Origin of the sequence: Actinomadura sediminis, assembly GCF_042675525.1 — a bacterium.
In the GTDB taxonomy this organism is placed as follows: Bacteria; Actinomycetota; Actinomycetes; order Streptosporangiales; family Streptosporangiaceae; genus Spirillospora; species Spirillospora sediminis.
Map to the genome: position 1 here is coordinate 1 of NZ_JBHTJA010000116.1, position 19,320 is coordinate 19,320.

The following is a 19,320-nucleotide window of genomic DNA, read 5'->3' on the forward strand; positions in this document are numbered from 1 at the left end:
CGCCTGCTCGGCGGCGCCGCCCGCACCGCGCCCCACGTCGTGAACCGCGCCGGCCGCGCCCAGGCCGACACCCTCGACGGCGCCGCCCGTCCCTTCGCCGACGTCCCGGACCGCGCCCCCCGCACCGCGCCCGACGTCCCGGACCGCGCCCCCGGCACCGCGCCCGACGTCCCGGACCGCGCCGCGGGCGCCCGTGCCCAGTTCGCCGACCGCTCGCCCCGTGCCGGTGCCGACCGACTCCACGCCCCGCCCGATGTGCTCCAGGAGCTGCGGGTTGCGGTCGAGGGTGGTCAGCACGCGGTCGACGATGGCGGCCACCTCGTCGAGCCTGACCTCCAGGCACGCCTGCGCCTCGACGCCCTTGACGTCGAGCTTGACCGCGCCCAGGCCGACGTCGGCGCCGACGTTGAGCTTCAGCATGTCGAGGACCTGGACGGACAGCGCCACGTGCGCCTCGAGGTTCTCCACCTCGAGGGAGATCTCCTCGACCTCGAGCTCCGGGACGTTGAGGTACACGTCGGGTCCGCCCTTGGACGGTCGTTCCCCGGACGGGCGCTCGGGCCCGCGGGGGGCGCGGCCCCGCCGCGGCCCTTCGGGCATGGTGTCTTCCATCTGGTCCCCCTCGGCCGTCTCGCCCGATCCGCTCGAGGCAAGGCCAGGGACGTCTTCGGACCTTCTCCTCGGCCTCCTCGGCGTCGGCCGTCCCGGCGCTCACGCGGTGCCCTGCGTCACTCCACCCCTCACCCGCACCCCAGGGGACAAACGACGCGGGCCGGGCCGACGCGGTAAAACTCCGAAGATCGGGCCGCCCGGCACCGCGCGCGCTACTCCGGTGCCGGGCGCGCGGCGCCCGTTCAGCCCGGCCGCAGGACGGTGAAGTCGCCCAGGTCGTGCGAGATCGTGAACGCGCGGGAGGTGATGCGCCAGCCGTCCGGGGTCCGGGTCCAGTGGTCCTCGTACTCGCCGAAGCACTCGTAGAAGAGCCCCGCCGCCTCCCCTGCGCCCTGGTGGTGGACGCGCGCGCAGGTCAGCGAGCGCGCCTCGTCGCCGCGGATCTCGACGCGGTGGTTGCCGAGGAGGTGCTGCGACGGCCCGCAGCCGCCGAGGTGCGCGCGGACGGTCGCGACGATCCCGTCCCGCCCGGTCCGGCCGTAGCCGGTGGCGGACGGGACGAACATCGCGGCGAGCGCGTCCCAGTCGCGGCGGTCGAGGGCGGCGGCCAGTTCGGCGAGCCGCTCGACGATCCGGTCGCGGTCGCTCATGGTGGAGGTCATCCCTCTCCTATACGGCGCGCGTCCCGCCGGCCGCCGCCCCGTTCCCGCTCAGCGGGCCCCGCCCGCCGCCGCGGCCACAGGGCCGCGGGCGGCGGGCGCGGTTCCTGCCGCACGGATCTCTCCGCGTCCGGGTCAGGGCAGGTTCGGGACGGCCGGGGCCTCGTTCGTCCATTCGGCGGCGAGGTAGTGCGTCGTGCCCGTCCAGCGCCCCTTGCGCTTCGGGTCGGCGGTGACCCGCCTGGCGAGGACCTGGGAGGTCTTCGGGTCGATGATCAGCCGGAACCCGGTCGTGCCGGACTGCGGGGTGCTGAGCTCGAAGGTCAGCACGACGCCCTTGCGGCCCAGTTCGTCGGTGGCCTTGCCCGCCGTCTTGACACCGGGCGTCGCCGCGAGGACGCGGAACGCCGCCGCGCGGACCTTCGGCGTGACCGGCTGGTCGGTGATCAGGCCGACGAGTGCCTCCACGAGGTATCCGTGCCGGGTGGTCACCGGCTTCCCCGTCTCCTCGTCCCGCTCGATGGGCGGGATGTTGCGTTCGGCCGTGGCCTTCAGCTTCGCGGGGTCGGTCGGCAGCCCCTGCAGTTCGGAGAGGGAGGGGTCGGCGCCGAGGACGGTCGTGCCCATCGGCGGGAGCCCCTTCAGCTCATGGAGCTCGGTCGCGGGCACCCCCGGCTCGGTCTTCGCGGACCGGCGCCCGGTCCAGCGCCGTCCGTCCCGGGTCGTCCAGGTCGCGCGCACGCTCTTGCCCCCGGCGAGGTTCAGCGTGGCGACGTGCCAGTACTTCCCGTCCGCGGGGGCCGTCGCGGCCTGGTCGGCGGCCGCCAGCAGGATCGTCCGCGCCGTGGGCGCCTGCGCGACGGGGGCGGCGGGGGCGGCGGGGTCGTCCCCGGGGACGACCACGGTGGTCACGGCGAGGGCCGCGGCCGCCCCGGCCGTGAGGAGGCCGAGCCCCCAGGTCGGACGGACGCGCCGCCGTCCGCGGGCCGCCGCCGGGGCGGCGCCGGTCAGGTGCGCGTCGAGACGGGCCCGCGCCGCGGCGACGCTCCGCGGCTCCGGGCCGGGAAGGGCGTCGTAACGCTCCCGAAGTCGCTGCGTTTCATCCATGGTTCGTCGTCTCCTCGCCGGTGGGGGGCAGGACCTTGCGGAGCTTGCGGCGGGCGCGGTTGACGCGGGACCCGACCGTGCCGACCTTCACGCCCAGCGCGCTCGCGGCCTCCGTATAGCTGAGCTGGGCGCAGACGACGAGCAGCAGCGCGTCCCGGTCGCCCTTGGACAGCGCGGCGAGCCCGCGCGCGAGGTCGGGGCCGAGCGTCTGCGCGCTCACCCGGTCGGCGACCCGGTCGGCGTGGTCGCCGGGGGCGGGCGGCTCGGCGGTGCGGGCCAGCGCCCGGTAGTGCCGCACCTCGCGGCGGCGGTGCCGGGAGATCAGGTTCGTCGCGATGCCGTAGAGCCAGGCGCGCGCCTCGGGCCGGTCCGGGTCGTAGCGGTCGCGCCGATCGAACGCGGCGAGGAAGGTCTCCGCCGCCACGTCGTCGGCGGCCGAGGCGCCCAGCCGGGCCGCCGCGTACCGGTGGATCGCGGCGTGGTACCGGTCGAAGATCTGCGCGAACCGCTCCGGTTCGGCCCGCGAGCTCGCGATGATCGACGCGTCGGTCGTCTCCGTGGGGGCCCGTTCAGATGGTGTGTCGGTCACGGTCATGCATCCGGCGCCTTTCTCGGGAGGGAATCAGCACTGATTGCCCGAACCCGCGCATGTTCTTCTCGCCGGCCGCCCGATGCCTCATCGGCCCATGAACGCAAAAAAACCGCAGACCGTGGGTCTGCGGTTTCGTGTCGCGTGGACAGTACCCCCGAGCGGATTCGAACCGCCGTTACCGCCTTGAGAGGGCGGCGTCCTAGGCCACTAGACGACGGGGGCAGGACGTGCCGTCCGCTCCCGCGCGTTGCCGAGGAGAAGCGAACGTGTACCCCCGAGCGGATTCGAACCGCCGTTACCGCCTTGAGAGGGCGGCGTCCTAGGCCACTAGACGACGGGGGCCTGTCCGCTGTCGCGGACGCAGCTGGGGTACCAGGACTCGAACCTAGACTAACTGAACCAGAATCAGTCGTGCTGCCGATTACACCATACCCCAGAGAGGTACGCGGGCTTCCTGCCGTTTCGGGCCGGTCGCTCGCGCCTCGATGAGAATACAGGAGTTGGGGACTTGGACCAAAACGATTAGCCGACGGCCGTCCGCACGCCTCCGTCGCGCGGAGTGCGCCCCCCGCGGGCCGGCGCCCGGGCCGCGCCGGGCGCCTTCCGCGTTCCGGCCGCTCAGTCGCGGGCGATGACCCGGTTGGTGAGGGTCCCCACGTTCTCGACGGTCACGGTGACCTCGTCGCCGACCTCCAGCGGGCCCACGCCCGCCGGGGTGCCGGTCAGGATGACGTCCCCCGGCAGCAGCGTCATGACCTGGCTGACGTACTCCACGAGCCTGGGGATGTCGTGGATGAGCTGCGACGTGCGGGCGCTCTGCCTGACCTCGCCGTTGACGGACGTGCTGATCGCCAGGTCCGCGGGGTCGGCCTCGGTCTCGATCCACGGGCCGAGCGGGCAGAACGTGTCGAATCCCTTCGCGCGCGTCCACTGGCCGTCCCTGGCCTGCAGGTCGCGGGCCGTGACGTCGTTCGCGCAGGTGTAGCCGAGGATCACCTCGGCGGCCCGGGACGCCGGGACCTCCCGGCACATCCGGCCGATCACCAGCGCGAGCTCGCCCTCGTGGTCGACGCGCTCGGACAGCTTCTCCGGGTAGGCGATCGCCTCGCCCGGCCCGATCACGCTGGTCGACGGCTTCGCGAAGATCAGCGGCTCGGCGGGGGCCTCCCCGCCCATCTCCTCCGCGTGCTCGGCGTAGTTCTTGCCGATCGCGATGACCTTGCTCGGCAGGATCGGGGCCAGCAGCCGGACGTCGGCGAGCGGGAAACGGTGCCCGGTGAAGGTGAGCTCTCCGAAAGGATGCGCCGCGACGGCGGCGACGGTGTTCTCCTCCACCACCCCGAAGGACATGCCCTCGTCGGTGGAGAACCTCGCGATACGCATGTTCGAGAGCCTAGTACCCCGGTCAGAGGCCGCACCCCGCGCCGTTCACGACGCATTCGGCGGGCGGCGCCGGCTCCCCCGCGGCGCCGAACCGGACCGTCACCGTGCCCATCGGCGGGACGGCCGCCGCGCCCGGCGTGTTCTCGATCACCGCCCGCTCGCCGCCCCGCACCAGCCGTCCGCCCCACGCGTTGCGGACGTCCGAACCGGGCGCCAGGAACGACAGCCGCCACGACGTCAGCGGCCGTCCGGTGCGGTTGGTCACGACGAACGAACCCTCGTAGTAGCCCGGACCGTCCTCGACGACCCGGTAGGCGACGCCGTCGCCCCGCAGCGGCGGCTCCGCTCCGGCGGCGGGCGCCTCGGGCACCGCCGTGGACGGCCCGGTCGTCGACGGCCCGGTCGTCGGCGCGGGCGCCGCACCGCCGCCCGTCCCGCCGGGGGTCCCGGCCGTGGACGTCGCCGTGGGCGTCGCTGTGGGCGTCGCCTCCGGGGCGTCGGCCGGTTCCCCGTCGCCGCCGAGGGCGAACACGGCCCCGAGCGCCACGGCGACCACGAGCACGCCGGTTCCGAGCGCGAAGGCGGGGCCGCGAACCTTCCCTCCGCGCCCGCGCACCGGCGGCGCGTGAGGCCCGGGCGGGGTCGGCGACGGGCCCGCGAGTTCGGCGGTGCCGCCCGACCGTCCGCGCCCGGCGGGCGGGGCGTGCAGCGGCGCGACCCGCACGTCCTCGGGCTCGCGCGGGCCGCGGCCGTCCGGTGCGGTGTCCCCTGGTGCGGTGTCACCCGGTGCGGGTGCGGTGGGCGCGGTGTCGCCCGGCGCGTCCGCGGGCTCTTCGCGGACGTCCGCGGGCGCGTCCGGCGGGTCGGGGTCGGTGGCGTTCGGGTCGGCGGCGTTCGAGTCCGTGCCGGGGGCGGCGAACTCGGTGGTGGCCGCGTGGTCCGGGGGCAGGTACCGGCGTTCTGGGCGCGGGGTCGGGTCGCCGCTCATCGGTCGCTCTCCCGTCGTCGGTCTCATGGAGTCCGACGGCCGGGACGGCGGCGAGGTTCGTCCCCGGCGGGCGGTTCAGCCCGTCGCGGTGGGTTCGAGCCCCCGCCGTGCCGCCTGCCGCTGGTGCCGGTTCAGCATGTCGGTGATCAGCTCGATGGCGTCCGGCGTGGTGGCGGCCTGCACCCCGCTCAGCCAGCGCGTGGCCTCCGCGAGCAGGTCCTCGGCGGACTCGTCGGACGCATCGGCGGACCGGGCGTCGGCCAGCCGGCCCAGCACGGCGCCGAGCCGCAGGGCCGCGCCGGCGTGCCCGGACTCGGCCGCCCGCCGGTACCAGCCGGCGGCCCGCTCCAGGTCGCCCTCGTGCTCGTACACCCGGCCCAGCCCGAAGGCCACGTCGACCCGTTCTCCGTCCGTCGGACGCCCGAGGTCCTCGGGGTTCCAGGGTCGGACAGGCATACGATCACTCCGGTGTTTCGGGGGCTGGGGAACGGCATGCGGGAACGCCGCGCGTGCCGCGCTCGTCCCATGGTGACCGTCCCGCCCGGAAACCGCCACCGATTTCCGCGATTCCGCGGGAACTCCTCCTGCGCCGCGCCGCCACCGGCGGAAAGACCGGCACGGGGTCCTCGGCGCCCCCGGCCCGGGCGCACGCCTCGAAGCCCACCGGCGTCGATGTCGGTGTCACTGTCGGTGTCACTGTCGGCGCGGCTCTCCTGGAGGGCGGGACGCCGTGGCCTCGGGCCGTGTAGGACGATGCAGGGAGAGCAGGCACCCGAGGCGAAGGAGACCCGCGTTGTCCGTCGTGAAGATCAACGTCCTGACCGTGAACCCGGAGATGCGCGAGGAGATCGAGCGCCGGTTCGCCGGCCGGGCCGGGCTGGTGGAGTCGGCCGAGGGGTTCGAGGGCTTCGAGCTGCTGCGTCCCGTCGAAGGCCAGGACCGGTACCTGGTGTACACGAAGTGGCGCAGTGAGGAGGACTTCAAGCGCTGGACCGAGAGCCGGCAGTTCCAGCGGGGCCACGCGGAAGCCGCGAAGGACCGCCCCGCCGGCCACGGGCACGGGCACGGCGGCCCGGCCGCGGCGGGCGCGGAACTGTGGAGCTTCGAGGTCGTCCAGAGCGCCGGACCGAAGCCCGGCGATTCCTGAACGGCCGGCGGCGTCCGTCCGGCCGGGCGGACGCCGCCGGGGTCGTCAGCGGGCCACCAGGTCCCCGTAGTCGGGGTGCTTCTCGATCCACCCCTTGACGAACGGGCAGAGCGGGACGACGCGCAGGCCCTTCGCGCGCACGTCGTCGAGCGCTCCCCTGACCAGCGCGCCGCCGACGCCCTTGCCCTTGAAGGCCGGGTCGATCTCGGTGTGCGTGAACATGACGACGCCCTCCCCCGGTTCGTACTCGGCGTACCCGGCGGAGGCGCCGTCCACGGTGGCGTCGTAGCGCTGCTCGGCGGGATTGTCGGTCACTTCGGTGCTCATGCACCGATCATGCCCACTGATCCCCCGGATACTTCGGCGCCCCTGCGGGGCCCGGTCAGCCGACCTCGTGGCCCGCGTGCAGCAGGCAGTAGGTGACGGCCTCCTCGAGGGCCTGCCAGGACGCGGCGATGACGTTGTCCTCGACGCCGACGGTGCCCCACTCGCGGGTGCCGTCGCCCGACTCGATCAGGACCCGGGTGCGGGCGTCGGTGCCGTGGGAGCCCTCCAGGATGCGGACCTTGTAGTCGACGAGCTCCAGCCGCGCCAGCTCCGGGTACAGCCGCTCGAGCGCGATGCGGAGCGCGTTGTCGAGGGCGTTGACGGGACCGTTGCCCTCGCCGGTCGCGATGATCCGCTCGCCCTTGGCGTGCAGCTTCACGGTCGCCTCGCTGACCATGGAGCCGTCCGGGCGGCGCTCCACGATCGACCGCCACGACTCGACCTCGAAGTGCCGCTGCCGGACGCCCGTCAGCTCCTCCCGCAGCAGGAGCTCGAAGGAGGCGTCGGCGGCCTCGTAGGTGTAGCCGGTCGACTCCAGTTCCTTGACCCGGTCGACGACGGCCTTGGCCTTGTCGCCGGACAGGTCGTAGCCGAGCTCGCGGCCCTTCAGCTCGACCGAGGCGCGCCCGGCCATGCTGGAGACCAGCATCCGCATGTCGTTGCCGACGGCGGCCGGGTCGATGTGCTGGTACAGGTCCGGGTCGACCTTGACGGCGGACGCGTGCAGGCCCGCCTTGTGCGCGAACGCCGACAGGCCCACGTAGGGCTGCTGCGAGCTCGGCGTCACGTTCGTGACCTCCGACACGGCGTGCGCGATCCGGGTCATCTCGGCGAGCTGGTCGTCCCGCACGAGGTTCATCCCCCGCTTGAGCTGCAGGTTCCCGACGAGGGTGAACAGGTTCGCGTTGCCGCTGCGCTCGCCGTACCCGTTGGCGCACCCCTGGACGTGCGTGGCGCCGGCCTTCACGGCGGCGAGCGAGTTCGCCACCGCGCAGCCCGAGTCGTCGTGGCAGTGGATGCCGACCCGCACGCCGAGGGACACGACGTCGTGGACGACGTCGGCGAGTTCGTCCGGCAGCATGCCGCCGTTGGTGTCGCACAGCGCGACGACGTCCGCGCCGGCCTCGGCGGCGGTGCGGACGGCCTCCAGCGCGTAGGCCCGGTTGGCCTTGTAGCCGTCGAAGAAATGCTCGGCGTCCAGGAAGACGCGTTGGCCCTCCGCACGCAGGTGGGAGACCGTGTCGCGGATCATCGCGAGGTTCTCCTCCAGGCTGGTGCGGAGGGCCAGCTCGACGTGCCTGTCGTGACTCTTGGCGACCAGGGTCACGACGGACGCGCCGGATTCGCGCAGCGCGGCGACCTGCGGGTCGTCGGCCGCCTTCACCCCGGCCCGGCGGGTCGCGCCGAACGCGGTGAGCCGCGCGTGCCTCAGGTCCAGCTCGGTCCGAGCCCGCCTGAAGAATTCGGTGTCCTTGGGGTTGGCGCCCGGCCAGCCGCCCTCGATGAAGCCGATGCCCAGGTCGTCCAGGTGCCGCGCGATGGCGAGCTTGTCGGCCACGGAGAGGTTCAGCCCCTCCTGCTGCGAGCCGTCGCGCAGCGTGGTGTCGTAGACGTGGAAAGCGTCACCTTGCATGGTTTCGGAAACCCCCAGATATGGGCGGATCGGCGCCAGGACACAAAAAAGACCCCTCACGGACGTGAGAGGTCTGCGCGCCGGCGTTGTCCCGTCAGATGCCGGCGCGCCAGCCGATAATCACGAGGCTGTGGCGCATGATGCGACCCAGTGTGCCACACCCGATCCGATGCTGAGAACGCGATCCCACATCCCGAGACGCAGGGGGACGGAGAACCGGTCTCCGTCCCCCCGCGTCACGACGCCAACAGGCGCATCTGCCAAGCCCTCACCGATGCGGCACTCGCACGCGGCGCCCGTTGAGGGAGGGCCGCCTAGCGGCCTGACGCCGAGGGCGCCGCGACGATCTCGTGGACCCAGCCGTACGGGTCGGGGCGGGTGCCGTACTGGATGCCGATGAGTTCCTCGCGGAGCCGCATCGAGATCTCGCCGGGCTCGCCGTCGCCGATCGTCCATTCGCGGTCGTGGCCCTTGACGTGCCCGACCGGGCTGATGATCGCGGCGGTGCCGCAGCCGAACACCTCGGTGATCTCGCCGGACTCGCAGCCCGCCTGCCACTCCTCGATGCTGATCTTGCCCTCTTCGGCCTGGATGCCGAGGTCGGGCGCGAGCTTGAGCATCGAGTCGCGGGTGATGCCGGCGAGGAGGGTGCCGGTCAGCGCGGGCGTCAGGATCCGGGCGTCCGAGCCGGAGCCGTAGACGAACATGAGGTTCATCGAGCCGACCTCCTCGACCCAGCGGTGCTCCACCGCGTCGAGCCAGACGACCTGGTCGCAGCCCTTCTCGACGGCCTCGGCCTGCCCGGCGAAGGACGCCGCGTAGTTGCCGCCGAACTTCGCCTCGCCGGTGCCGCCGGGGGCCGCGCGGGTGTAGTCCTGCGACAGCCACACCGAGACGGGCTTGATGCCGCGCGGGTAGTACAGCCCGGACGGCGACGCGATGACCATGAACAGGAACTCGCCGGCCGGGTTGTTGACGCCGAGCGCGCGGGTGGTGGCGAACATGAACGGGCGCAGGTAGAGGCTGTGCCCCTCGGTGTCGGGCACCCAGTCGCGGTCGGTGGCGACGAGGAGCTCGCAGGCCCGGACGAACAGGTCGTCCGGGATCTGCGGCATCGCCATCCGCTTGGCGGACCGGTTCATCCGCGCGGCGTTCATGTAGGGGCGGAACGTGACGATCGAGCCGTCCGGCTGCTTGTACGCCTTGAGGCCCTCGAAGAGCTCCTGCGCGTAGTGGAACACCTGGCACGCCGGGTCCATCGGGATCGGCCCGTACGGTTCGAGTTTCGCGTCGTACCAGCCGCGGTCCGCCGAGTAGCGGATCGTGACCATGTGGTCGGTGAAGTACCGCCCGAAGCCCGGGTCGGCCAGGACGCGTTCGCGCTCGGCGGCCGATGCCGGCCGGTCGGTGAGCGTGATCTCGAAGTCCAGGTTGCTGCTCATCGCGGTTGTCCTCTCGCGGATCGCCGGTGCGGCCCCGTCGCCGCATGGGCGTCTTAGTCCTTATTGTCGTACTTCGTGGAGGTGACTCCTCGGTAACGGCGCACACGGAAAAACCGGGCGCGCCGTACGGCACGCCCGGAGTGTCCCTGTTCCGGCGGAGAGGCGTGCCCCTAGCCGGATACTCGCTTGGCGATCGCGTCGCCGATCTGCGCGGTCGACCGGGCGCCGAGCGCGCCGCGCTCGCCCAGGTCGTCCGACACCGCCCGCTCGACCCGCCGCGCGGCGTCGCCGGCGCCGACGTGGTCGAGCAGCATCGCGACCGACAGGATCGTGGCGGTCGGGTCGGCCTTGCCCTGCCCCGCGATGTCGGGTGCGCTGCCGTGCACGGGCTCGAACATCGACGGCGCCGTCCGGTCCGGGTTGACGTTGCCGGACGCGGCGAGGCCGATGCCGCCCGCGATGGCCGCGCCGATGTCGGTGATGATGTCGCCGAACAGGTTGTCGGTGACGACGACGTCGAACCGCCGCGGATCGTTGACGAAGAACATCGTGGCCGCGTCCACGTGCGTGTACGCGGTGGTCACCTGCGGGTACTCAGCGCCGACCCGCTTCAGCGTCCGCTGGTAGAGGTCGCCGGCGAACGTCAGCACGTTGTCCTTGTGGACGAGCGTCAGGTGCCTGCGCGGACGCGACGCGGCGACCTCGAACGCGTACCGGATCACCCGCTCGACGCCGAACGCGGTGTTGACGCTCTCCTGCGTCGCGACCTCGTGCCGGGTGCCCTTGCGCAGGACGCCGCCGACGCCGGTGTACGGCCCCTCGGTGCCCTCGCGGACGACGACCATGTCGATGTCGTCCGGGGCGACGCCCGCGAGCGGGGTCGTGACGCCGGGGAACAGCTTGACGGGACGCAGGTTGACGTAGTGGTCGAGCTCGAACCGGGTCCGCAGCAGCAGCCCGCGCTCCAGCACGCCGCTCGGCACGCTCGGGTCGCCTACGGCGCCCAGCAGGATGACCTCCTGCTCGCGCAGCTCGTCGAGGACCGAGTCGGGCAGCGTCTCGCCCGTCCGGTGCCAGCGGGCGGCGCCCAGGTCGTAGGAGGTCTGCTCGAAGTTCAGGCCGCCGGACGGCGCGACCGCCTCGAGGACCTTCAGTCCTTCGGCGACCACCTCGGGGCCGATCCCGTCACCGGGGATGACGGCCAGACGGATGCTGCGGGATGCCATGCGCGCACTCTACTGCAAACGTCTCACTGCATGGGCTTCCGTCTCGCATTCCGGGCACATCGCCCCCTTGACCGACGCGGCGGCGGAGGGCACGCTCGGTACGACAACTTCACACCGAGGCGACGGTGCGCAGGAACCCGGTGCGACTCCGGGACGGTCCCGCCACTGTGACCAGGGAGCCTCCGCCATCCGGACCACGGCCGCACGGCTGGAAGGTCGGCGGAAGGCGGCGATCTGGGAGTCAGGACACTGACCCGTCGTCCTCCCATGACAGGGGGCGAGCGACCCCCGTGAGGAGACCCGCGATGGCACAGCACGCCGTCCCGTCCGCCGCGGCGCCCGACGCGCGTCCGGCGACGCCCGTCCGCGTCCCGGTCCGCGAGATCCTGCCGTGGGCGATCTTCGCATTCGTCCTGGCCGGGGTCCTGCTCTACTTCGTCGGCGCCGAACAGGGCGCGACGTCCGTCTTCGGCGGCACCTGGATCCACGAGTTCACCCACGACGGCCGGCACCTGCTCGGCTTCCCCTGCCACTGAGGCCGCCGCGATGATGAGACGACTGCTCGTCCGGGGCATGCTCGCGGGCCTCGCCGCCGCCGCGGTCGCGCTGGTGGTCGCGTGGATCTACGGGGAGCCGCGGGTCGCCGACGCCATCGCGTTCGAGGAGGCGGCGGCCCGCGCCGCCGGTGGCCACCCGCACGAGGAAGAGGTGGTGAGCCGCACCGCGCAGCGGACCGTGGGCCTGATCACCGCGGTGGGGGTGTACGGGGTCGCGGTCGGCGGCCTCTTCGCGATCGCGTTCGCGTTCGCGCAGGGGCGCCTCGGCGCGCTCGGCGCCCGCGCCACCGCCGCCGTGGTCGCGGCGGCCGGGTTCGTCGCGCTCGTGCTCGTCCCGTCCCTCAAGTACCCGGCGACGCCTCCGGCCGTCGGCGATCCCGAGACGATCGGGGGCCGTACCGCGCTGTACTTCGGGATGGCGGCGCTCGGCGTCCTGGCGACCGCGGCGGCGCTGATCGTGGGCCGCCGCCTCGTCCCGCGCCTGGGCGCCTGGAACGCGACGATCGTCACGGTGATCGGTTTCGTGGTCCTGATCGCCGTCGCGAACCGGCTCACCCCCGATCCCGACGCGCTCCCGGACGGCTTCCCCGCCACCGTGCTGTGGGACTTCCGGATCGCTTCGCTGGGGATCCAGCTCGCGCTGTGGGCGACGCTGGGCCTGCTGTTCGGCTTCCTGTCCGAGCGGGCGCTCACCCGCCGGACGGCCCCCGCCTGAGCAGGGCGCAGTCGCCGCACATGCCGCCGCCGGGCGGCACCCGGTAGTACAGGCAGCAGCTCCGCCGGACGAACCCGGCGGGGCCGAAGCCGCCGGTGCCGTCCAGCGGCGGGAGCGCCAGCAGCGCCCGGACGATCGCCGCCCGTGCGGGGTCGCGCGGGCCGACGTTCAGGCTTCCGGCGAGCGCCGACGCGGCGTTGCCCCACACGAGCCCGTCGGCGAGCCGGACGACGTCCGCCAGCGTGTCGCGGAGCGGCGCGAGGGCCCGGGCGACGACCTGGTCGTGGACGAGCCGCGCGGCGTCGTCCGTCCCGCCGGTGCGCCGCCCGCCGGGCGCGGCCAGCCACAGCGCGACGGGCGCGCCGGGCGCCCACCGCCAGTGCAGCCCCGCGAGGTCGGGGACGACGCCCCGCGCCGCCGCCGCGACCATCGGGGACCACAGCCGGGACGCGAGCCCTTGGAACAGGATGGAGGCGGCGACCCGCCGTTCGGACGTGCCGAGCCGTTCGGCGTACCGGGCGGTCAGGTCGGTGAGCCGCGCGCGGTCGGTCTCGGGGAAAGGCCGCCACGTGGGGTCGGCCTCTTCGGCCGGGTCGGTGCGGATCTCGAAGAACGGGCCGAGGCGCCCGACGTCCCGCAGGATGCCGGCGACCTCGCCCGGTTCGGCGGACTCCGCGACCACGCGGGAACTCGGCGTCATGCCCCAACCCTGCCGCGCCGCCCGCCCCCCGGCAACCGCCCGAGGCGACGCGCCTGAACGGGGCGCGACGCCGGGCGTATCGCCCGCCGGGCCCGCCGGGCCCGCGGGGCGGGCGGGAGCGGGTCAGCGGGTGGGGTGGCCGCCGTTGTCGCGGCGGTCCAGGGCGATCTGCAGGGCGCGGGCCGCCTCGTCGCGGGCGTCGTCGGCGGGCTGGGCGGCGGGCGCGGTGATGCTGTCCATGGGAGTCTCCGTATCGCTGAGCGGTTGGCGTGAGGGCCGCCGGGCGACCGTGGTTCGCACGGTCGGGCGCGGCATCGGACTCATGGCCGTGCGCTGCCTCCGCAGCGGGCCGGCCCGCCGATGATCAGGCCCCGCTGCGGCAGCGAAGGATTACCACGAAGCGCCGCATACTCCCTGCAACGGTACCCGCACCGCTGTGCGGTTGTCCCGACAGGTGACCGAAAATCTCAGTATGCGAGATGCAAAACGAGTGGACGGCGTGGGGGCGGGCGCCCGGCGCGGTGCCGGGCGCCCGCCCCCGCGGCGGTGGTCGAGCGTCAGCCGTCCAGGTCGACGCGGCGGCCCATGTCGGCGCCGACCTCGGTCTTGATGGCGTCGACGAGCTGCGACGGGATGGCGGAGTCGACGGTCAGGGCGATCAGCGCGCGACCGCCCTTGGCGTCCCGGCCGACCTGCATGCCGGCGATGTTGACCTGCGCGTCGCCGAGCAGCTTGCCGACGGCGCCGACGATGCCGGGACGGTCGACGTAGGAGAAGAACGCCATGTGCTCGGTCGGGACCAGCTCCATGTTGTAGCCGTTGATCTCGATGAGCCGCTCGGCGTGCTTGGGGCCGGTGAGGGTGCCGGACACCGACACGACCTCGCCGTCGGCCATGGTGCCGCGCACCTGGACGACGTTCCGCCAGTCGGGGCTGTCCTCGCTGGTGGTGAGGGTCACCTCGACACCGCGGTCGCGGGCCAGGAGGGGGGCGTTCACGAACGTGACGGCCTCCTCGATGACGTCCACGAAGACGCCCTTGAGCGCGGCCAGCTCGAGCACCTTGACGTCGTGCTCGGCGATCTCGCCGCGGACGACGACGTCGAGCCGGACCGGGACGCCGCCGGCGAGGGCGGTGAAGATCCGGCCGAGCTTCTCGGCGAGCGGGAGGCCGGGCTTGACGTCCTCGGCGACGGCGCCGCCCTGCACGTTGACGGCGTCCGGGACGAACTCGCCGGAGAGCGCGAGCTTCACCGAGCGGGCGACCTGCGTGCCCGCCTTCTCCTGCGCCTCGTGGGTGCTGGCGCCGAGGTGCGGGGTGACCACGACGTTGTCGTGGTGGAACAGCGGGCTGTCGGTGCAGGGCTCGCTGCTGAACACGTCGAGGCCGGCGGCGGCGACGCGGCCGTCCTTGATCGCCAGTTCGAGGGCCTCCTCGTCGACGATCCCGCCGCGGGCGGCGTTGACGATCCGGACGCTCGGCTTGACCCGGTGCAGCTCGCGGTCGCCGATGAGCCCGAGGGTCTCGGGGGTCTTCGGCAGGTGCACGGTGATGAAGTCGCTCTCGGCGAGCAGCTCGTCGAGCGTGACGAGCTTGACGCCGAGCTGCGCGGCGCGGGCCGCCTGCACGTAGGGGTCGAACGCGATCACGTTCATGTCGAACGCGGCGAGGCGCTGGGCGACGAGCACGCCGATGCGGCCGAGGCCGAGGACGCCGACGGTCTTGCCCTGGAGCTCGACGCCGGTGTACTTGGACCGCTTCCACTCGCCCTGCTTGAGCGCGGCGTGGCCCTGTGGCACGTTCCGGGCGGTGGCCAGCAGCAGCGCGATGGCGTGCTCGGCGGCGGTGACGATGTTGGAGGTCGGCGCGTTCACCACCATGACGCCGGCCTTGGTGGCGGCCTCGACGTCGACGTTGTCGAGGCCGACGCCGGCGCGGGCGACGACGCGCAGCCTCGCGGCGTGCCGGAACACCTCCGCGGTGACCTTGGTGGCGCTGCGGACGATCAGCGCGTCGACGTCGGCCACCGCGGGCAGCAGCCGCTCGCGGTCGCTTCCGTCGACGTGGCGGACCTCGAAGTCGGATTCCAGCACGGCGATGCCGGCGGGAGAGAGTTCTTCTGCGACGAGGACGACGGGCTTGCTCAAGGAAACGGTCCTTCGAAAGATGGATGTTCGGGTCGTGTGCAGCTGAAGTCGCGAGTCACCTCGTCGTGCGCTCGCCCCGTCGGCGAGTCTATCCCTCGCCGCGTCCGCTCATCGCGCACGGGGAAACACCCACCGGTAACTCACCTTTGTCCGGGTCTGTCAAGGGCGGGTCGGTGATGTGCGGGTCGGGCCGCGTCCGGACGGGTCACGCCGCGTTGGACTCGGGCTGGGCGGCGAGGATGCCCGCGACGCGGTCGGCGTCCGCCACGTGGAGGTGGGGGACGTCGACGAAGACGCGGAGCGGCCCGGACGGCAGGCCGAGGCGGTCGGCGACGTGGACCTGGACCTCGCGCAGCGGGAGGTAGGCGAGGTAGGCGCGGTGGACGTTCTGGGCGCGGAACATCGCCGTCGTGATCAGCCGGTAGCCGCGGATGCGGAAGGCGAGCACGGTCGGGGCGGGCACGGTCGAAGCGGGCACAGTCGGGGCGGGCACGGTCGGGGCGGGCGGGGCGCCGGCGGGCTCGCCGGGCGTCGTGAGCGGGATCCAGGCGCTGGTGGTCCAGGGGCGGGAGCGCAGGAGGTCGACGACCCAGCGGACCTGCTCGGCGTCCGGGCGGGCCCCGCCGGACGCGCCGTCCGCCGGGCCGTCGGGGCGGGTGCGGCCCCCGGCGGGGCGGCCGGGGCCGGCGAGACCGGCGCGGTCGCCGTGCTCGCGCAGGATGGGGTCGTCGCGGCTGACCGAGGCGATCTCGAACAGCAGCGGCGGGCCCTCGATGACGGGGCCGCGGTCGGCCATGCCGGCCTCACCGGCGGACCAGACGTGCCGCAGGCCGGCGATCCACGCCCGCCCGCAGGTTTCGAAGCGCCGGACGTCCGCGGCCGGCGCGTCCTGACCGTTCGACATATTCCACCCCGCGCCACGCTGCTCCCGGGCCGGGAAATTCCACTCCGCGGCAGCGGCGCGCGGTGGGCGAATTCCGCGCCTGCCCCGGACCGTCGCCGGCCTCGCTCCGTACTTCGCCCGTGCCGTCGCTCCGGCGGCGTGACCGGCGGTTTCGCGGACTGCGCCGCCCGCGCCGGACGCGGCCGTCACGACTTTCTTCAAGTATCAGTCATTCCTGGCGAAAATGATAGGTCGATGTACCTTTCCGAGACCTTCACGGTCATTCTGACCGGAAGATCATCCGGATGTATTGGACGGGCGTCCAAAATTCCCGGTGGGCGGGTAGCCGGGATGGTGCAGGACGACGTAGCCCTCCCGCCGGAACACCTCCCGGTACCCGAGGTGGAGCAGCCCCTCCACGCGGACGCGCTGGTCGTGCACGGAACGGAACGGGAACGTCAGGCGCTCGACGTCGGCGACGACCCACGGCGCGCTGCGGGGCCAGCGGTCCAGCAGCAGGACGCGCGCGCGGGCGCTGAGGGCCGGGCCGATGTTGTTGGCCGCCTCGACGAGGGCGCCGGACGGGACGTGCGCCGCCGCGGCCGCGGCGGCCTGCGCGCGCGCGTTGCGCCGGTAGAGGGACGGGTCCGCGAGATCGCCGAACGCGAAGAACGGGACGGTGACGGCCGCGGCGACCAGCAGGGCGGCGGCGGGAAGGGCGCGCGGTCCGCGGCGGGCCGCGCGGAGGCGGCGGCGGAGCCGCACCGCCCCGTCCACGGCCGCCAGGACGAGGATCGCGATGACGAACGCGTTGTAGTGGTACCGCGCCTGCCACCAGTTCTCGAACCCGGTCGCCAGCATCCGCTCGGCGAGCAGCGGCACCGCGGCGAGCGTGAGCGGCGACGCCAGCGGGAGCAGCAGCAGCGGCGCGGCGAGCAGCAGCAGGGTGAGCAGCTTGGCCGGCGGATCGCCCAGCAGCGCGACGGCGTCCCAGGGGTGGGTCGCCGCGTGCGCGGCGGCGCTCGGCAGGTCGGGGCCGAGCGCGCCGTACGCCCAGTAGTAGTCGTCGTCCCCGCCGAACGCCGGGATGAGGAACCGCGAGGCGCCCCAGGTGGCGACGAGGCCGACGGCGATGTGGGCGGCGCCGGAGCGGCGCTCGCCGGGCAGGGTGAGCAGGTAGAGGCCGAACCCGGCGAGCAGGAGGCCCATGTCCTCCTTGACCAGCAGCAGGAGCGCCGCGACGGCCGCCGCCTGCCCGCGCCGTCCCGCGTCGTGCCGCTCGACGAGCAGCGCCGAGAGCAGCGGGACGAACGCGACCTCGTGGAAGTCGAACGCGAGCGCCTCGGCGACCGGCCACGACAGCGCGTACGCGGCGGACGCGCAGTACGCGGCGGCCGCGCCCAGCCTGCGCGCGGTGTACCGCCAGATCGGGACGATCGCGGCGGCGAACAGCGCGGCCTGCGCGACGAGCAGCGTGCCGGGGCCGTCGTGGATCCAGTAGAGCGGCGCGAGGACGGCCAGGATCGGCGAGAAGTGGTCGCCGAGGACGGAGAAGGAGGGCCCGAAGCCGTTGTGGACGCCCTTGACGATCGCGACCGGCGGCCCGAACCCGCTGTAGGAGCGGACCGCCTGGTCGAAGATCACCAGGTCGTAACTGCTGGCCCGGAACGTGTGCAGGCGCAGCAGCGAGTAGGCGGCGTACACGGCCGCGGCGACGGCGGGCAGCGCGCGCTCGGCGGCGCGGGCGCGGGCGCGGCCGAGCAGGCGGCGTCCGCGCGCGGCCAGGCGGCGGCGCACGTCCCGTCCGGCACGGCCCGCCGGTGCGCGGTCGAGGGTCCCCGCTCCCCCGCCGGCCGTCACCCCCTCAGCCACGAGCCGGACGCTATCAGCAGCGGCGGCTCCGCGCGGCGCGGCTACGTGGCCGTGGCGTGGGTCATGGGGAGCTTCGGACGGGTGCACAGTCCCGCGACGACGGCCGTGATCAGCGGGACCCCGATCCCGATCAGCAGCAGCGTCGTCCAGGGGACGTCGAGGAAGGGCCCGGGATCACCGTGGTCCCCCGGGCCGCGGGCGAGGAGGCGCGAGGCGGCGAGGCCGGGGACGATGCCGGCGGCGATCCCGAGCCAGCAGCCCAGTGCCGCGATGTACGCCGCCTGGCCCGCCGCCAGCAGCCGCCGGGTGCGCGCCCGGGCGCCGACCGCGGCGAGGACGGCGAGGTCGGGACGGGCGTCGGCGGCCGACAGCCTCGTCGCGGTCAGCGCTCCGCCGAGCGCGAGGACGGCGGCCAGGGCGGCGAGCAGCGGCGCGCGCGAGTCGCCGGTGCGGCGCGGGCCGCGTTCGGTGTAGACGTCGCCCCGGTGGCCGCCCTCCGTTCCGGCGAGCACGTCGCCCAGTCGTGCCGCCTCCGCCTCGCCGAGGCGGTGCTCGGCGCCGTCCACCCCGAACGCGGCGACGCGCGGCCGCAACCCGATCCGTTCGGCGGCGGACGGCGGCATGACGGCCGTCGGATGCACGGCCGCCGGAACCCGGACCGCGGGCAGCCCCCGCACGCGCCGGACCGGCACCGGCGCCGGCACGTCCCGGTCGAGCTCCCGAACGGTGGCGGTCACCGTTCCGCCATGGACCGTCGGCCCGCCGCCGAACAGGACGATCTTGCCCGCCCGCAGCGCCGCGACGGCCTCGGGAGCGTCCCGGCCGAGCAGCATCCGGGCCTCGGCGGCGCCGCCGACGACGATGTCCGGGTAGACGTTCACGCCCTCCACGGGCTCGTTCCGGCCGAACAGCTTCCGGGCCCAGGCGGGACCGTCGCCGGGGACGGTGCCCGGGGGCGTCGGCCGTCCCGGGCCGGCATGCTCGAAGGAGACCGTGCGGCACTCGGGGTCGATCTCCCGGTGACACGTGCCGCCCGGGAGGGCCCACAGGTCGAGCAGCGGAAGTCCGGGCAGTTCGCGCTCGATCGCGGCCCGCACCCGCGCCGCCCGGTCCTCGCCCGCCGGTGTCGGCGGCACCTGGATCATCGTCGCGCCCATCGGGAGCCGGGGCCGGTACCCCGCCGAGGCCCGTTCCGAGTCGCCCGCGTCGACGGTGGCGATCGCGCCCGCCCCCGCCACCGCGGCCATGATCGCCGCGACGGCGGGCGCGGTGCGGGCCCGGTTGCGGGCGCCGTCCCGGACGGCGAGCCGCAGCGGCACCGGCAGCCGCC

19 protein-coding genes, 3 tRNA genes and 1 riboswitch are annotated in these 19,320 nt (G+C 74.1%); of the genes, 3 read left to right on the forward strand and 19 right to left on the reverse strand.

Features of this window, described 5'->3' with window-relative positions:
- From ACFQ11_RS32310 to ACFQ11_RS32355, 10 genes are all read right to left on the reverse strand, one after another.
- Positions 1-612 (reverse strand): hypothetical protein (locus tag ACFQ11_RS32310; protein ID WP_378305662.1); only part of this gene is annotated, 612 nt, incomplete at its 3' end.
- Between the two features lie 242 nt (positions 613-854).
- Complete coding sequence (locus tag ACFQ11_RS32315) at positions 855-1,274, reverse strand: nuclear transport factor 2 family protein (RefSeq protein WP_378305664.1); 420 nt, start codon at positions 1,272-1,274, stop codon at positions 855-857.
- A gap of 132 nt (positions 1,275-1,406) precedes the next feature.
- Complete coding sequence (locus ACFQ11_RS32320; protein ID WP_378305666.1) at positions 1,407-2,378, reverse strand: CU044_5270 family protein; 972 nt, start codon at positions 2,376-2,378, stop codon at positions 1,407-1,409.
- The gene (locus tag ACFQ11_RS32325) at positions 2,371-2,973 is read right to left on the reverse strand and encodes an RNA polymerase sigma factor (protein WP_378305668.1); all 603 of its coding nucleotides are present in this window, start codon (positions 2,971-2,973) and stop codon (positions 2,371-2,373) included. Before ACFQ11_RS32325 ends, ACFQ11_RS32320 begins: the two co-directional genes overlap by 8 nt.
- 146 nt (positions 2,974-3,119) lie before the next feature.
- Positions 3,120-3,192, reverse strand: a tRNA-Glu gene (locus ACFQ11_RS32330).
- 47 nt (positions 3,193-3,239) lie between these two features.
- Positions 3,240-3,312 (reverse strand) — tRNA-Glu (locus tag ACFQ11_RS32335).
- Positions 3,313-3,334: 22 nt separating this feature from the next.
- Positions 3,335-3,406: transfer RNA gene (locus tag ACFQ11_RS32340), tRNA-Gln, on the reverse strand.
- Between the two features lie 182 nt (positions 3,407-3,588).
- Complete coding sequence (locus ACFQ11_RS32345) at positions 3,589-4,353, reverse strand: fumarylacetoacetate hydrolase family protein (RefSeq protein WP_378305670.1); 765 nt, start codon at positions 4,351-4,353, stop codon at positions 3,589-3,591.
- A 22-nt stretch (positions 4,354-4,375) separates the two neighbouring features.
- Complete coding sequence (locus ACFQ11_RS32350; RefSeq protein WP_378305672.1) at positions 4,376-5,341, reverse strand: cellulose binding domain-containing protein; 966 nt, start codon at positions 5,339-5,341, stop codon at positions 4,376-4,378.
- 75 nt (positions 5,342-5,416) lie between these two features.
- Positions 5,417-5,797 (reverse strand): hypothetical protein, encoded by a 381-nt coding sequence (locus ACFQ11_RS32355; RefSeq protein ID WP_378305674.1) that lies wholly within the window; start codon positions 5,795-5,797, stop codon positions 5,417-5,419.
- A 337-nt stretch (positions 5,798-6,134) separates the two neighbouring features.
- Here ACFQ11_RS32355 and ACFQ11_RS32360 point away from each other — a divergent pair, with 337 nt between their 5' ends.
- Positions 6,135-6,488: an antibiotic biosynthesis monooxygenase family protein gene (locus tag ACFQ11_RS32360; RefSeq protein ID WP_378305676.1), complete on the forward strand. Its 354-nt coding sequence runs from the start codon at positions 6,135-6,137 to the stop codon at positions 6,486-6,488.
- A gap of 45 nt (positions 6,489-6,533) precedes the next feature.
- Here ACFQ11_RS32360 and ACFQ11_RS32365 read toward each other — a convergent pair whose 3' ends face one another.
- The 4 genes from ACFQ11_RS32365 to ACFQ11_RS32380 form a co-directional block, all read right to left on the reverse strand.
- Positions 6,534-6,815: a GNAT family N-acetyltransferase gene (locus tag ACFQ11_RS32365; RefSeq protein ID WP_378305678.1), complete on the reverse strand. Its 282-nt coding sequence runs from the start codon at positions 6,813-6,815 to the stop codon at positions 6,534-6,536.
- A gap of 55 nt (positions 6,816-6,870) precedes the next feature.
- Positions 6,871-8,448 carry a citramalate synthase gene (gene cimA, locus ACFQ11_RS32370; protein WP_378305680.1) on the reverse strand — a complete coding sequence of 526 codons (1,578 nt, stop codon included), beginning with the start codon at positions 8,446-8,448 and terminating at the stop codon, positions 6,871-6,873.
- 314 nt (positions 8,449-8,762) lie between these two features.
- Positions 8,763-9,890, reverse strand: coding sequence for a branched-chain amino acid aminotransferase (locus tag ACFQ11_RS32375; RefSeq protein WP_378305682.1), 1,128 nt, complete (start codon positions 9,888-9,890; stop codon positions 8,763-8,765).
- Positions 9,891-10,060: 170 nt separating this feature from the next.
- Positions 10,061-11,116: a 3-isopropylmalate dehydrogenase gene (locus ACFQ11_RS32380; RefSeq protein WP_378305684.1), complete on the reverse strand. Its 1,056-nt coding sequence runs from the start codon at positions 11,114-11,116 to the stop codon at positions 10,061-10,063.
- 130 nt (positions 11,117-11,246) lie between these two features.
- Positions 11,247-11,368: riboswitch (cobalamin riboswitch) on the forward strand.
- Between the two features lie 53 nt (positions 11,369-11,421).
- Here ACFQ11_RS32380 and ACFQ11_RS32385 point away from each other — a divergent pair.
- Together ACFQ11_RS32385 and ACFQ11_RS32390 are read left to right on the forward strand one after the other, a co-directional pair.
- A complete protein-coding gene (locus ACFQ11_RS32385) occupies positions 11,422-11,652 on the forward strand; it encodes a CbtB domain-containing protein (RefSeq protein ID WP_378305686.1) in 231 nt (76 codons plus the stop codon).
- A 10-nt stretch (positions 11,653-11,662) separates the two neighbouring features.
- Entirely contained in the window at positions 11,663-12,388 is a 726-nt protein-coding gene (locus ACFQ11_RS32390; RefSeq protein ID WP_378305688.1) for a CbtA family protein, read from the forward strand.
- Here the strand turns inward: ACFQ11_RS32390 and ACFQ11_RS32395 are convergent.
- The 5 genes from ACFQ11_RS32395 to ACFQ11_RS32415 form a co-directional block, all read right to left on the reverse strand.
- Positions 12,363-13,088, reverse strand: coding sequence for a (2Fe-2S)-binding protein (locus tag ACFQ11_RS32395; RefSeq protein ID WP_378305690.1), 726 nt, complete (start codon positions 13,086-13,088; stop codon positions 12,363-12,365). The two genes, ACFQ11_RS32390 and ACFQ11_RS32395, sit on opposite strands and share 26 nt — an antisense overlap.
- A gap of 557 nt (positions 13,089-13,645) precedes the next feature.
- Positions 13,646-15,235, reverse strand: a complete 1,590-nt coding sequence (gene serA / locus ACFQ11_RS32400; RefSeq protein ID WP_378305692.1) for a phosphoglycerate dehydrogenase — start codon at positions 15,233-15,235, stop codon at positions 13,646-13,648.
- 205 nt (positions 15,236-15,440) lie between these two features.
- A complete protein-coding gene (locus tag ACFQ11_RS32405) occupies positions 15,441-16,139 on the reverse strand; it encodes a thymidylate synthase family protein (RefSeq protein WP_378305694.1) in 699 nt (232 codons plus the stop codon).
- Positions 16,140-16,415: 276 nt separating this feature from the next.
- Complete coding sequence (locus ACFQ11_RS32410) at positions 16,416-17,990, reverse strand: DUF2079 domain-containing protein (RefSeq protein WP_378305696.1); 1,575 nt, start codon at positions 17,988-17,990, stop codon at positions 16,416-16,418.
- A 41-nt stretch (positions 17,991-18,031) separates the two neighbouring features.
- A partial coding sequence (locus ACFQ11_RS32415; RefSeq protein WP_378305698.1) for an FtsX-like permease family protein occupies positions 18,032-19,320 on the reverse strand: 1,289 nt, incomplete at its 5' end.

Excerpts from the sequence above, each read along its gene's own strand:
- ACFQ11_RS32325 (WP_378305668.1), bottom strand. The coding sequence starts at position 2,973 with ATGACCGTGACCGACACACCATCTGAACGGGCCCCCACGGAGACGACC.
- ACFQ11_RS32345 (WP_378305670.1), bottom strand. The coding sequence starts at position 4,353 with ATGCGTATCGCGAGGTTCTCCACCGACGAGGGCATGTCCTTCGGGGTG.
- ACFQ11_RS32315 (WP_378305664.1), bottom strand. The coding sequence starts at position 1,274 with ATGACCTCCACCATGAGCGACCGCGACCGGATCGTCGAGCGGCTCGCC.
- cimA (WP_378305680.1), bottom strand. The coding sequence starts at position 8,448 with ATGCAAGGTGACGCTTTCCACGTCTACGACACCACGCTGCGCGACGGC.
- ACFQ11_RS32320 (WP_378305666.1), bottom strand. The coding sequence starts at position 2,378 with ATGGATGAAACGCAGCGACTTCGGGAGCGTTACGACGCCCTTCCCGGC.
- ACFQ11_RS32405 (WP_378305694.1), bottom strand. The coding sequence starts at position 16,139 with ATGTCGAACGGTCAGGACGCGCCGGCCGCGGACGTCCGGCGCTTCGAA.
- ACFQ11_RS32355 (WP_378305674.1), bottom strand. The coding sequence starts at position 5,797 with ATGCCTGTCCGACCCTGGAACCCCGAGGACCTCGGGCGTCCGACGGAC.
- ACFQ11_RS32365 (WP_378305678.1), bottom strand. The coding sequence starts at position 6,815 with ATGAGCACCGAAGTGACCGACAATCCCGCCGAGCAGCGCTACGACGCC.
- ACFQ11_RS32380 (WP_378305684.1), bottom strand. The coding sequence starts at position 11,116 with ATGGCATCCCGCAGCATCCGTCTGGCCGTCATCCCCGGTGACGGGATC.
- ACFQ11_RS32390 (WP_378305688.1), top strand. The coding sequence starts at position 11,663 with ATGATGAGACGACTGCTCGTCCGGGGCATGCTCGCGGGCCTCGCCGCC.
- ACFQ11_RS32350 (WP_378305672.1), bottom strand. The coding sequence starts at position 5,341 with ATGAGCGGCGACCCGACCCCGCGCCCAGAACGCCGGTACCTGCCCCCG.
- ACFQ11_RS32395 (WP_378305690.1), bottom strand. The coding sequence starts at position 13,088 with ATGACGCCGAGTTCCCGCGTGGTCGCGGAGTCCGCCGAACCGGGCGAG.
- ACFQ11_RS32375 (WP_378305682.1), bottom strand. The coding sequence starts at position 9,890 with ATGAGCAGCAACCTGGACTTCGAGATCACGCTCACCGACCGGCCGGCA.
- ACFQ11_RS32385 (WP_378305686.1), top strand. The coding sequence starts at position 11,422 with ATGGCACAGCACGCCGTCCCGTCCGCCGCGGCGCCCGACGCGCGTCCG.